This window comes from Winogradskyella epiphytica, assembly GCF_003217215.1.
In the GTDB taxonomy this organism is placed as follows: domain Bacteria; phylum Bacteroidota; class Bacteroidia; order Flavobacteriales; family Flavobacteriaceae; genus Winogradskyella; species Winogradskyella epiphytica.
This window is the reverse complement of the sequence record NZ_QJTD01000005.1, coordinates 1-12776: the sequence shown is the minus strand read 5'-3', so window position 1 is coordinate 12776 and position 12776 is coordinate 1. Positions and strand designations below refer to the sequence as shown.

At 34.3% G+C, this 12776-nt stretch carries 12 protein-coding genes; 6 read left to right on the top strand and 6 right to left on the bottom strand.

Annotation, left to right across the window (positions count from 1 at the left end; genetic code table 11):
- The first annotated feature begins 18 nt into the window (after positions 1-18).
- The 4 genes from DFQ11_RS10960 to secDF all read left to right on the top strand — a co-directional run bounded on the left by DFQ11_RS10960 (position 19) and on the right by secDF (position 5601).
- Positions 19-945 (top strand): malate dehydrogenase, encoded by a 927-nt coding sequence (locus tag DFQ11_RS10960; RefSeq protein ID WP_110475932.1) that lies wholly within the window; start codon positions 19-21, stop codon positions 943-945.
- 93 nt (positions 946-1038) lie between these two features.
- A complete protein-coding gene (locus DFQ11_RS10955) occupies positions 1039-1695 on the top strand; it encodes a DUF4412 domain-containing protein (RefSeq protein WP_110475931.1) in 657 nt (218 codons plus the stop codon).
- Positions 1696-1765: 70 nt separating this feature from the next.
- Positions 1766-2377, top strand: coding sequence for a hypothetical protein (locus DFQ11_RS10950; protein ID WP_110475930.1), 612 nt, complete (start codon positions 1766-1768; stop codon positions 2375-2377).
- 176 nt (positions 2378-2553) lie between these two features.
- Complete coding sequence (gene secDF, locus DFQ11_RS10945) at positions 2554-5601, top strand: protein translocase subunit SecDF (protein ID WP_110475929.1); 3048 nt, start codon at positions 2554-2556, stop codon at positions 5599-5601.
- A gap of 420 nt (positions 5602-6021) precedes the next feature.
- Here secDF and DFQ11_RS10940 read toward each other — a convergent pair whose 3' ends face one another.
- The 6 genes from DFQ11_RS10940 to folE all read right to left on the bottom strand — a co-directional run bounded on the left by DFQ11_RS10940 (position 6022) and on the right by folE (position 10265).
- The gene (locus DFQ11_RS10940) at positions 6022-6522 is read right to left on the bottom strand and encodes a DUF192 domain-containing protein (protein WP_110475928.1); all 501 of its coding nucleotides are present in this window, start codon (positions 6520-6522) and stop codon (positions 6022-6024) included.
- A complete protein-coding gene (lgt, locus tag DFQ11_RS10935; protein ID WP_110475927.1) occupies positions 6522-7346 on the bottom strand; it encodes a prolipoprotein diacylglyceryl transferase in 825 nt (274 codons plus the stop codon). Before lgt ends, DFQ11_RS10940 begins: the two co-directional genes overlap by 1 nt.
- Positions 7347-7586: 240 nt before the next feature.
- Positions 7587-7718 (bottom strand): hypothetical protein, encoded by a 132-nt coding sequence (locus tag DFQ11_RS15385; RefSeq protein WP_262508287.1) that lies wholly within the window; start codon positions 7716-7718, stop codon positions 7587-7589.
- The gene (gene yidD, locus DFQ11_RS10930) at positions 7708-7947 is read right to left on the bottom strand and encodes a membrane protein insertion efficiency factor YidD (RefSeq protein WP_373287856.1); all 240 of its coding nucleotides are present in this window, start codon (positions 7945-7947) and stop codon (positions 7708-7710) included. Before yidD ends, DFQ11_RS15385 begins: the two co-directional genes overlap by 11 nt.
- Positions 7948-8045: 98 nt before the next feature.
- Entirely contained in the window at positions 8046-9527 is a 1482-nt protein-coding gene (gene cysS / locus DFQ11_RS10925) for a cysteine--tRNA ligase (RefSeq protein WP_110475926.1), read from the bottom strand.
- A 60-nt stretch (positions 9528-9587) separates the two neighbouring features.
- Positions 9588-10265: a GTP cyclohydrolase I FolE gene (gene folE, locus DFQ11_RS10920; protein ID WP_110475925.1), complete on the bottom strand. Its 678-nt coding sequence runs from the start codon at positions 10263-10265 to the stop codon at positions 9588-9590.
- Between the two features lie 201 nt (positions 10266-10466).
- On the opposite strand from folE, the gene DFQ11_RS10915 reads away from it, so the two are divergent.
- Both DFQ11_RS10915 and DFQ11_RS10910 read left to right on the top strand, forming a co-directional pair.
- Positions 10467-10928: a hypothetical protein gene (locus DFQ11_RS10915; protein WP_158525000.1), complete on the top strand. Its 462-nt coding sequence runs from the start codon at positions 10467-10469 to the stop codon at positions 10926-10928.
- 21 nt (positions 10929-10949) lie between these two features.
- Positions 10950-12776, top strand: a 1827-nt coding sequence (locus DFQ11_RS10910) for a PKD domain-containing protein (protein WP_146221530.1), incomplete at its 3' end; no start/stop codon positions are given.

The window sequence follows — 12776 nt, the reverse complement described above, 5'->3', positions numbered from 1 at the left end:
TAAATAACATATATAATTATGAAAGTAACCGTAGTTGGTGCAGGCGCAGTAGGAGCAAGTTGTGCAGAGTATATTGCAATCAAAGATTTTGCTTCAGAAGTTGTTTTATTAGACATTAAAGAAGGTTTTGCTGAAGGTAAAGCCATGGACTTAATGCAGACAGCATCTTTAAATGGTTTTGATACAAAAATCACAGGAGTAACTAACGATTATTCTAAAACAGCAGGTTCTGATGTTTGTGTAATAACTTCTGGGATTCCTAGAAAACCTGGGATGACTCGAGAAGAGTTAATCGGTATCAATGCTGGAATTGTTAAAACAGTTTCATCTAACTTAATTGAGCACTCTCCAAACACAATTATTATTGTGGTAAGTAATCCAATGGATACAATGACATACTTAGTGCACAAAACTACAGACTTACCAAAAAATAGAGTTATAGGTATGGGAGGAGCTTTAGACTCTGCTCGTTTTAAATATAGATTAGCTGAAGCTTTAGGTGCGCCTATTAGTGATGTTGACGGTATGGTAATTGGTGGACACTCTGACAAAGGCATGGTGCCATTAATTAACAAAGCAGCAAGAAACAGTGTTAAAGTTTCTGAGTTTTTAACAGAAGAAAGAATGGAACAAGTAGTACAAGATACTAAGGTAGGAGGCGCAACTCTTACTGGGTTATTAGGTACTTCAGCTTGGTATGCTCCAGGAGCAGCAGTATCAGCAATGGTTCAAGCAATTGCCTGTGATACTAAGAAGATATTCCCTTGTTCTGCCTTATTGGATGGTGAGTTTGGATTAAGTGATTTATCTATTGGTGTTCCTTGTGTATTAGGAGCTAATGGAATTGAAAAAATCGTTGAAATTAGTTTAAGCGATGCAGAAAAAGAAAAACTAGCTGAATCTGCAGAAGGTGTTAAAAAGACCAATGGTTTATTAGAACTATAGTTATATATACATATTTAAATTTAAAAAACCTTACTAACTATTTTGTTGGTAAGGTTTTTGTTTCTAATATTATAAATTAATAAATATAAAATCATGAAGAAATTCCTATTACTAAGTTTGACATTAATGCTAAGCGTTGTGTTGACGGCTCAAGAAAATATCACTGAAGGTGTGATGGTCATGAAACAAACCATGTCTAGTGATAATGAGCAAATGAATGCGCAACTGCAAGCAATGGCAGCAGCTAATACTACAATTTATTTTAAGGGAGATAAGTCTCGTAACGAATCTAACAATCCTATGACAGGTGATATGATCGTTATAGTAGATGGCACTAAAAAGCAAATGCTAATGCTCATGGATCAGGCCGCTTATGGTAAAAAATACATGATTCAATCTACAGAGCCAAGTAAGGAAGATTTAGAAGCTGTTACCGTAAAAAAAGGAGATAAAACTAAAACTGTTTTAGGCTATGAGTGTCAAGAATATATTGTTTCTATGAAACAAAATGGTCAAGATGTTGAAATGCAAATGTTCACAACAGATAAAATTTCAGCTGTTAGTCAAAATACCACTGCTATGGGAGATAAAGTAGAAGGGTTTCCTTTATACTTTAACATGAAGATGAATCAAATGGGAACAACCATTAATGTTGAAATGGAAGTCGTAAAGATTGATCAGCAATCTGTGCCAAATGAAAAGTTCAGTTTAACACCTCCAGAAGGGTATACTAAAATGGAAGGCATGTAATTGATTCTTTATAACGAATTTATAACGATTGCAGAAATGCAGTCGTTATTTTTTTATCTATATTTGCCGCATGAAAACCAAACTGCATGTTGGGATATTAGTTGTGCTTTTAGCGTTCATTGGAACGTATGTGGAGCGTAATACACTACCTAATCAGCAGATTGTTATACAATTCTCAGATTCAGAGGTTTCTTCTGAAGATACCGAGAAAGCGATAAAAGCTATTCAAACGAAGCTTGAAAGTGTCGGTGTTACTCATATACAGATAGGGAAGAAGGAAAATGGACAATTAAAAATTGTGTATCACAGTGATACCGATGTTGAACATATTCAAAACGTACTATTTAAAACTAATAATTTTAAATTAGCCTTTCAGTCACAACAGGATTCTTCAAATCAGTACCCAGAGCATCATAGAGCAGATGACTATAAGCTCAATATTTCAGAAATTAAAACTGATAGTGGCTCAGATTGGGGGGTTGAGGATGCTCAAATTGTAGAAATAAATCAAAAAACGGATCGTCTTTCATTTCCACAGAGTAATAACTTTAGCAATACGGTAAGTATTCAACAAACCAACTGCATTTATTCAATTGCTATCTTAGTAAATAACACAGTAGCAATTGCAATTGATAATCATTCCTATAAAATTCCTGAGGTAAGAGCAGGACCTACTGCTTAAGGAAGGTTTTTATCTGAAAAACTTCCCACGTCAAAACCTGTCTTTCATCATTCAAAAGACTGAAAATCTAATTATTAAAAAACATTGTCCAATTATAGTGTAAACTCTATATTTGCGCGCCTGTCTCGGTAACTATCGAGAGGGTATTAAAATTTGACATTAAACAACTATTAAAAATGCAAAACAAAGGAATAATTAAACTTTTTGCGATTTTATTCGGTTTAGTAAGTATTTATCAATTATCATTTACTTTCAAAGCCAATCAAATCGAAGCAAATGCTAAAGAAGCAGCAATTGCTAAAATCGCAGACACAGAAGAAGATTACCAAACTAAAAGGAATCAAGAAGAAATTCGCTACTTAGATTCTTTAAAAACAACTAAAGTTCAAGTAGGTGACAAGTTTGAGCCTATTGAAGTTTATAACTTAGGTGTTGCAAAGTACACATATTCAGATGTTGAGAATAACGCGATGAACCTTGGTCTTGACCTTAAAGGTGGTATTAACGTTATTCTTCAAATTTCAGTTAGAGATATCTTAAAAGGATTATCTAATAACAGTAAAAACCCAGTTTTTAACAAAGCTTTGGATGATGCTGAAGAATTACAGAAAAACTCACAAGATTCTTATTTACAATCATTTTTTAAAGCATTTGACGCTATTAAAGGTGATACTAAGTTAGCATCGCCAGATATTTTTGCTAACCGTACGTTAAGTGAAGAGATTAAGTTTGACATGTCAGACAACGAAGTTAAAGGAATCATCGAAAAGAAAATTGATGAATCTATCGTTTCTGCTTTCGAAGTATTGCGTAAGCGTATTGATAAGTTTGGTGTAACCTCTCCAAATATTCAGCGTTTAGGAAACTCTGGACGTATTCTTTTAGAATTACCAGGGGCTAAAGATATCGAGCGTGTTAAGGATTTAGTTACTAAAACCGCTCAATTACAGTTTTGGGAAACTTATAAGACAGATGAGGTATTACCTTATTTATTACAAGTAAACCAAAATTTAGTTGAAGAGAATAAGAAAAATGCTTCTAAAGATGAGGTTGCTGAAGTTACTGAGAATGTAGAAGAAACAACTTCAGACGCTATTGACGAATTAACAGGACAAATAGAAACAGATTCAACAGACGTTTCAGAAATCAATCCTCTTGGAATTCAAGGATACGGTAATGGTGGATCTGTTATCGGTATGTTTTTAGCTAAAGACAAAGAAAAGGTTTTAGAGCAATTAAACTCTCCGAAAAATCGTGCGTCTTTACCAGCGGAAATGCGTTACGTTAAATTCGTATGGGGACTTCAAAACGAAGAGTCTGAGTTTTCAGAATTATATGCGATTAAAGGAAACAGAGATGACGTTCCACAATTAAGTGGAGCTGTAATTACAGACGCAGGACAAGATTATGATCAATTAAGTAGACCTGCAGTGAGTATGCAAATGAACTCAAAAGGAGCTAAGATTTGGGAAGAAATGACCAAAAAGGCTTATGAAACTCAAGGGTTCATTGCAATTGTATTAGATAATACGGTGTATTCTGCACCAAGTGTTTCTTCAGGACCAATTTCTGGAGGGAGATCTCAAATTTCTGGTGCATTTAGCTTAACAGAAGCGGTCGATTTAGCTAACGTTTTAAGAGCTGGTAAATTACCGGCTTCTGCAGAAATCGTTCAAGCCGATGAGGTTGGACCTTCATTAGGACAAGAAGCTATTGATAGTGGTATGAAATCATTTATGATTGCTTTAGTTTTTGTATTGCTTTGGATGATTTTTTACTATGGTAAGTCGGGTGGATTTGCAGATATCGCTTTATTATTAAACATCTTATTAATCTTTGGTGTATTAGCGAGTTTAGGTGCGGTACTTACATTACCAGGTATTGCAGGTATCGTATTAACGATTGGTATTTCGGTCGATGCAAACGTTCTTATTTTTGAGCGTATTAAAGAAGAGTTGGCTAAAGGTAAATCCCAAAAAGACGCTATAAAAGATGGTTTCTCAAATGCATTATCTTCAATTTTAGATGCCAATATTACCACTGGTTTAACAGCTCTAATCTTATTTGTATTTGGTACAGGACCAATTAAAGGTTTCGCTACAACATTAATCATTGGAATTGTAACGTCATTATTTACTGCGATTTTCATCACTCGTTTATTAGTTGACTGGTATGATAATAAAGGTGGAAAATTAGATTTCTCTACGGCTCTTACTAAGAACTTATTTAAGAATGTAAATATCGATTTCTTAAAGAAACGTAAAATAGCTTATGTACTTTCAGGTGCAATGATATTAGCGAGTTTAGGTTCGTTATTTACAACAGGATTAGATCAAGGTATTGATTTCGTTGGTGGTAGAACGTACCAAGTTCGTTTTGCACAGGATATGAGTGTAGAGGAAGTGAAAAGCGATCTTAATGCAGTTTTTGAAAGTGCAGAGGTAAAAACTATTGGTGGAGCAAACCAGTTAAAGATTTCAACAAAATATAAGGTTGAAGATAGTTCTACTGAAGCTGATGAAGAAGTACAGTCTATGTTATTTACGGCGCTTCAAAAATACCTTCCAGAAGGAATGACTTATGATGAATTCTTAGATGGTTCTGGTGATAAGAAAATTGGTAAAATGCTTTCAAGTAAAGTGAGTCCAACAATTGCAGATGATATTAAGAAATCGTCAATTTGGGCTATCTTAGGATCTTTAGTTGTGGTATTCTTATATATCTTATTTAGATTTAAGAAATGGCAATTCTCTCTTGGTGCTGTAGCTGCAGTTTTCCATGATGTTTTAATCGTATTAGGTATCTATTCATTAACGTGGAGATTTATGCCATTTAGCATGGAAATTGATCAAACGTTTATTGCGGCAATTTTAACGGTAATTGGTTACTCACTGAATGATACGGTTGTGGTATTTGATAGAATCAGGGAATTCATAAATGAGAATTTAGGATGGAAATTTGATACAACAATTAATAAGTCAATCAACAGTACTATTAGTAGAACATTAAATACCTCTTTAACTACTTTAGTGGTGTTAATAGCAATGTTCATATTTGGTGCTGATTCACTTAAGGATTTATTATTCGCATTAATCGTAGGTGTTGTGGTCGGTACATACTCTTCAGTATTTATCGCTACACCAATTATGTACGATACTGCTAAAAGAGGTGATGCAGCTGAATCACTTAAGAAAAAAGAAGTAGAAGTAGCTGAAGAAGCATAATTCTAATCTTAGTATATATAAAGAATGCCATTCTGAAAAGGATGGCATTTTTGTTTTAAAGTAGTTTGGTTTATTAAATCCGGATGTTCTACGTCATTGAATTTTGATGATATAAATTGGAAGATATCCTATTGTTGGAGGCTCTATTAGTAGCTGTTTATTGGCTTTTAGAAGGAAAATGACCTCATGGGTATAATAATCCGTCTGCTCTTTAAGGAGGTTTAAGAATAGGGAATAAGTACTTCAGTAAAAATTATACCATCGTCATTAATAGTATAATTATCGTTTCCCCATAAGACTTTTTAAAGGCATATAATTTGAAGCACTACAATTTCATGCGCGTCTTCAATGTCATCTTGAAGGCAAATTTTCAAAAAGATAATGATGAATTATAGGTGGTCTAATTTATAGGAAAGGGAGTTACTTTAATCTCTTAAAATCGATCTTATCTCCAGTGGTAAGTTGCCATTCGTCCGAAAGTCCAGCATTAATTTCTAAAACATATTTAGCTGGTGCTTCAGAAGGTAGTGACGTTTCATCATATGGCTTAGCGTTCTTCTGAAAGCTAACTATAGAGTAATCTTCGTCGATATAAATAATGTCTAAAGGAATTTTAGTGTTTTTCATATAGAAGCTTCGCATTTGCGATCTTGGAAATATGAATAACATACCTTGATCTGTTTCAAGACTTGTTCTGTACATTAAACCTGTTTGAGTCGTATACTCGTCGTCTGCAATTTCAATATCTATAGTTTTGATTATAGAATCGGTTTCAGCTTTTTTTAATGTCAATGTACCTTCTTTTTTAAAGCTAACCACTACTTTTTTTTCAGTGGTATTGTTTTTTTCCTCTTTACAAGACGATAAAGTTATTAATCCAAATGCAACAATAAATGATTTTAAGAATAGAGAAGTACGCATTATTTTAGTTCTGTTTTAGGTTTATAAATAAACATAAAGTACAATCCAATTAAAATAAATGGAATACTCAAAAGTTGTCCTGTGTTAAGAATCCAATCAGCACGTTCTGGGTTTTGCGCTTCTTTTACATATTCTACAAAGAATCTTACAGACCATAGTAAAACTAAAAATAAGCCAAATAAAAATCCTTGCTGTTCAGATTTTTTAGTTTTCCAATAAAAATAAAATAGAATTAAAAAAACAAATACATAACAGACGGCTTCATACAATTGTGCGGGATGCCTAGGTTCAGTTTCACCTAATTGCATAAATACAACACCGAAGTCGCTGTTCGTATATTTTCCGATAATTTCCGAGTTGATAAAGTTACCAATTCTAACAAATACTGCCCCTAAAGCTACAGGAACAACGACACGATCTAAAATCCAAAGGACTGTTTTGTGTAGTACTTTTTTATTGTAAAGATACATTGATATGATCATAGCAATAGCAGCACCATGACTCGCTAAACCTTGAAATCCGGTGAACTCAAATCCGCCTTTAAATTTGAAAGGTAAAAAGATGCTGAAAAAATCTTCAGTAATAAGTTCAGGCTGATAGAATATGACATGGCCTAATCGTGCCCCTAGCATAATTCCTAAAACAGAATAAATAAATAACGAATCTAAAGCTTCATCTGTCTGTCCTTCCTTTTTATAAATACGTTTAGTGATATTAAAACCTAAAACGAAGGCGGCAATCCACATTAAGCTGTAAAAATGAAGTTTAAAAAATCCTAAATCAATATACTTTATAGGATCCCAATCAATCTGTAATAAAAACATAGATATTCTATTTATGCTGTAAATATAATATTTTGAATGTGATTGAAAATGAGATTAACGTAATATTAATGGACATTCAATACGGTTTAAAGAAAACCATTAATTCTTTGTCGACAAGAAATCTATATATAATAAATGAATTTTATATTCAAGGTGGGAATTGTCCGAGGCGGTGGTACGATAATTAAATGTGCGGAGTGCTTTTACATAGATCGTGTGAGCTGGCGCGTTGGCCAATTTTTAATTGTCATCCTTGTCAGGAACAGAATCGTATCCACTACCTCCCCAAGGCGACGGAGCGTTAATAAAATGTACAGTGTACATTTTTAGGGATCGTGCGAGCTGGCGCGTTGGCCAATTTTTAGTTGTCATCCTTATCAGGAACAGGATCGTATCCGCTACCTCCCCAAGGATGACAACTAAAAATCCTCTTCACAGCTAACCAACCACCTTTAAAAAAACCATGTAACTCAAGGGCTTCTTTAGCGTATTGAGAACATGTGGGTTGATATCTGCAACTAGCCGGAGTTAATGGAGAAATAAACGTCTGATAAATTTTTATCAGAAAAAGAAAAGGATATGTAAGTAGCTTTTTAATAATCTTATGTGGTTTAATTTCAAGTTGAATAGTTTCCTCGCGAAATCTTAAGTCTTAATTTTCTAAAGGGTTTTTAGTACCTAAACAACATTATAACAAACCTACTGAATAGAGAATGTCGTTCCATCTCTACTATCCTTAAGCTGAATTCCCGCTTCCGCTAATTCGTCTCTGATTTTATCAGATAATGCAAAGTCTTTATTTATGCGTGCCTCTTTTCTAAGATTAATTAAAATTTCAACAGCTTTGGATAATTTATCAGTACCGGTATTTTCATTCGAAATATTAACTAAACCAAGAACACTGAAAGCAAATGTCTCAAGTGTGTCTTTTAAGATTGTTAAATCTTCAGAAGTTACCGTAGCGCTACCGTCTTTAATTTGGTTAATAAATTTTACAGCCTCGAAAAGTGTCGCGATTAAAATAGGTGTATTAAAATCGTCATTCATCGCCTCGTAGCATTTTTGCTTCCACTCAATAATATTAAATGATGATGAAGATCCTGTTTTTAAACTATCCGTTAAATCAATCGCATCCATAAGTCTATGATGCCCTTTTTCAGCAGCACTTAATCCAGCGTCCGTGAGATCTAAAACTGATCTATAGGAAGCTTGCATCATAAAGAAACGGACCACACTTGGATTATAAGCTTTAGACATAATGTCATTATCTCCAGTGATTAATTCACCCGGATTAATATAGTTACCGGTTGACTTACTCATGCGAGCGCCGTTTAGCTCAAGCATATTCGCATGCATCCAATATTTTACAGGTGTTTGACCTTTAGCGGCTTGGTTTTGAGCGATTTCACATTCGTGGTGTGGGAATTTTAAATCCATTCCGCCACCGTGAATATCAAAATAATCGCCTAAATATTTGGTACTCATTGCGGTACATTCTAAATGCCATCCAGGGAATCCGTCACTCCAAGGTGATGGCCAACGCATAATATGAGTCGGTTCTGCTTTTTTCCAGAGTGCAAAATCTTGAGGATTTTTTTTATCGCTTTGACCGTCTAGTTCTCGTGTATTATGAATTAAATCTTCTAATTTACGTTTACTAAGAATGCCGTACTCGTTAGATTCGTTGTATTTATGTACATCAAAATAAACTGAACCATTCACAACGTATGCCAATCCGTTATCTATTATCGTTTGAATTAATTCTATCTGCTCAATAATATGCCCCGTAGCCGTAGGTTCGATGCTTGGTGGTAAAAAGTTAAAGGTGTTGAGGACATTGTGGAAATCAACCGTATAACGTTGTACGATCTCCATTGGCTCAATGGCTTCTAGACGTGCCTTTTTTGTGATTTTATCTTCACCAACGTCCGCATCATTTTCCAAATGGCCAGCATCCGTAATATTACGCACGTATCTCACTTTATAGCCTAAATGTTTCAGGTAGCGAAAGATAACGTCAAAAGACATAAATGTTCTTACGTTACCTAAATGTACATTACTATACACGGTAGGTCCACAAACGTACATTCCAACATATCCTTCTGTTATAGGTTGAAAAACTTCTTTTTCCCCCGAAAGTGTATTGTAAATTTTTATCTGTTGCGTGTTATATAATGACATACTGCGATTTTGTATAGTGAATCAAAAGTTTTAATTATTTCAATTATTACAGTGAAATGATTAGAACTGTGTATCGAGTTGAATATAGTCTAAAAACTCACGTTTTGTTTGGTTGTCTTTAAATTTACCTCCAAATTCTGAAGTAACGGTACTGCTTTCAATATCTCTAATACCACGAGAATTTACACAGAGGTGTTTAGCATCAATCACACAAGCCACATCTTCCGTATTTAAAACTTTTTGAAGCTCTTTAACCACTTGAATCGTTAATCTTTCTTGAACCTGAGGTCGTTTGGCGAAATAATCGACAATTCTATTCATCTTAGATAAGCCTACAACTGTTCCATTAGATATATAAGCAATATGTGCTCGTCCAACGATTGGTAATAGGTGGTGTTCACAGGTAGAATAAACTGTAATGTTTTTTTCTACTAACATTTCACCATACTTATACTTATTGTCAAAAGTAGATGCGCTAGGTTTTTTCTTAGGATCTAATCCTCCAAAAATTTCATTAACAAACATTTTAGCAACTCGATTTGGAGTACCTTTTAGGCTGTCGTCATTCAAGTCAAGCCCTAATGTTTCTAAAATATGCCTAACATCATCTTTAATGATATCTATTTTTTCATTGCTAGATAATTTAAAGGCATCTGCTCTTAAAGGTGTATCGCTAGATGAACCTACGTGGTCATCTCCGATAGCATCTATATCGTTAAAATCACTTTCGATTTTCATTGTTCAAAAAATATTAGTAGTTCTTTCTTTAAAAGAGGGTGCAAAGATAAGCAATAAAAATAGTTTCAATAAGGTAGAGGATTTTTTATTACTCTGATTAAATGGAGGAAACCGTTAAAATGTGAATATCGTTAACAAATTAACAATTGTTTTATTAAAATTTTCTTAATTTTCGGGATTCTAACCTATCCTAAGTTAATTATGAAAAAAATACTCCTACTAACTATTTTTACGTTTATGGCTATTTCCTTAAATAGTCAAAATTTGAAAAACATAAACATTAATTATCCAGATAATGTCTATGAAGTTCTTACTGAGAAGGAAAAGACTATGATAGAAGAAGTTTATCATTTAAAAACGAATGAAATAGTATATAAAGATGCAAGCTTTTTAAAGGACCTAAAACATTTATTAAGAAATCGAATTACCATTTATAAGGATGATAACCCTAAAACGCAGAAGAACGGTAAAACCTTATCTGAAGTCCCTTTATTTGATACGTATAATAAAGACTTAAAACGTGATACTAATTTCGATATTAATACTTTTAATCCACTTAAGTACAAATTAGACTTTTTTGCCAATGGAACGTACGTTTATCGAATAGATAATACTAACTACTTTATTCAAATAACATCTCAATATAGAAATTTTAAACGATAATATATCCGATACATCCATATAATGAAAAATATTTTACTATTACTAGCACTTATAGTTACAGGCCTTGGATCTTCACAGGATCTTCTTATGCAGAACGGTACATTTAATCAATGTAGTGGTTTGTTTTATGATTCAGGAGGAGAGTTTGGTAATTATGGAAATAATGAAAATCTAGTTACTACAATTTGTTCAGATGTAGCAGGTGATTTTGTGCAATTAAATTTTACTCAATTTGTTACACAAGGTGGTGCGCAAGCAGACACTATGTATATATACGATGGTGATGATACCACAGCTGCATTAATTGGAAGTTATACCTTAACCAATAGTCCAGGAGTAGTTTCTGCTTCAGAATCTAATACATCAGGATGTTTAACTATTGAATTTGTATCTAGTCCATCTGGAAATGCCCAAGGTTGGATTGCAGAAATAGAGTGTTTTACACCTTGTCAAACCATTACAGCATCAATTGATGATACAACACCTGCAGCGGTGGCTGGAGTTATTGAAGTTGATCCAGGGGATATAGTCACCTTTAATGGTAGCGCAACATTTTCGGAAGACGGGACTGGTGCTGAGTACTCATGGGATTTTGGTAATGGAGCATCTATGGCCGGTCAGACAGTTAATTATGCTTACCCTAACCCTGGAACTTATATTGTTACATTAACTGTATCTGACGATAATCCTTTAGGTTGTTTTGCTTCGAGTAATACCATAGAGGTTAAAGTACTTGATAATGATATGTGTTCTGGAGCTTTACCTATATGTGGTGATATTGAGGATGTTCCTTCACCTGTAGGTGCCGGTGATGCAGAAAATGGTATTAATTATGGTTGTTTAAGTTCTGTGCCTAATCCAAGGTGGTATTTTATGCAAACAGGGCCTGAGGCAGGAACTTTGAATTTTACTTTATCGCAAAATACAGGTCAAAATGGCACGGGATCTGGTCTTGATATCGACTTTATTTTATGGGGACCATTTGATGAACCTGTTTGTGGTCCTGCAAACTTGAATCCAACTAATCAAGTGGATTGTAGTTATTCAGCTGATTCTGTCGAACAGATAGATATCCCAAATGCTCCGGCTAATTCGTATTATGTCTTATTAATTACAAACTATAGCGGTAATGCTGGGTATATTAATTTACAAATGAATCCAGTACCTGGTTCTAATGCAACTACAAATTGTGATATTATTTGCCAGGTAGACTTAGGAGATGATCAACAAATTTGTAATGGGGGAAGTTATACTATTGAAGCTGAATTTACAGGAGCATTCAATACATTTGAATGGCAGTTAGATGGAGAGACCATCCCAGGAGAAACAGGTTCTACTTTAACAGTAACGGAGTCTGGAACTTATAAGTTGATAGCAGAAGGATTTGATGCTGTTTTTGGTGATCCTTGTACCGCTGAGAATGAAGTTGTAGTAACAATAGCCGATTCAATAGCTTTAAATGATTTAACAATTTCTACATGTAGTGCAAGCACCACAAATGCAGACTTCGATTTAGATGCTGAAATAGTAAATATATTGAGCCCATTGGATGCTGCTGATTATTCAGTGACTTTCCATAACAGTTTGGCAGATGCAGAAGCTGATGCACCATCAATTACAGGAACAGATTCTTATAATGGTACTGACGGTGAAGTTATTCATGTAAGAGTAGAGGCAAATGGGACAGACTGTTTCGCGGTTAGTACAATTACTTTAGGAATATCGCCTCAACCTGCTCTTAACCCAGCACCCGACATGGAGTTATGCGATGACAACAGCAACGACGGCTTCGAGAGTTTCGATTTAAGTGCTCAAACGGCTTCGATTTTAGGCGGGCAATCAGCAGCA

Bases quoted from the DNA above. Each gene is read 5' to 3' on its own strand.
- cysS (WP_110475926.1), bottom strand. From the start codon at position 9,527: ATGTCATTATATAACACGCAACAGATAAAAATTTACAATACACTTTCG.
- lgt (WP_110475927.1), bottom strand. From the start codon at position 7,346: ATGTTTTTATTACAGATTGATTGGGATCCTATAAAGTATATTGATTTA.
- folE (WP_110475925.1), bottom strand. From the start codon at position 10,265: ATGAAAATCGAAAGTGATTTTAACGATATAGATGCTATCGGAGATGAC.
- DFQ11_RS10950 (WP_110475930.1), top strand. From the start codon at position 1,766: ATGAAAACCAAACTGCATGTTGGGATATTAGTTGTGCTTTTAGCGTTC.
- DFQ11_RS10955 (WP_110475931.1), top strand. From the start codon at position 1,039: ATGAAGAAATTCCTATTACTAAGTTTGACATTAATGCTAAGCGTTGTG.
- secDF (WP_110475929.1), top strand. From the start codon at position 2,554: ATGCAAAACAAAGGAATAATTAAACTTTTTGCGATTTTATTCGGTTTA.
- DFQ11_RS15385 (WP_262508287.1), bottom strand. From the start codon at position 7,718: ATGACAACTAAAAATTGGCCAACGCGCCAGCTCGCACGATCCCTAAAA.
- DFQ11_RS10960 (WP_110475932.1), top strand. From the start codon at position 19: ATGAAAGTAACCGTAGTTGGTGCAGGCGCAGTAGGAGCAAGTTGTGCA.
- DFQ11_RS10915 (WP_158525000.1), top strand. From the start codon at position 10,467: ATGAAAAAAATACTCCTACTAACTATTTTTACGTTTATGGCTATTTCC.
- DFQ11_RS10940 (WP_110475928.1), bottom strand. From the start codon at position 6,522: ATGCGTACTTCTCTATTCTTAAAATCATTTATTGTTGCATTTGGATTA.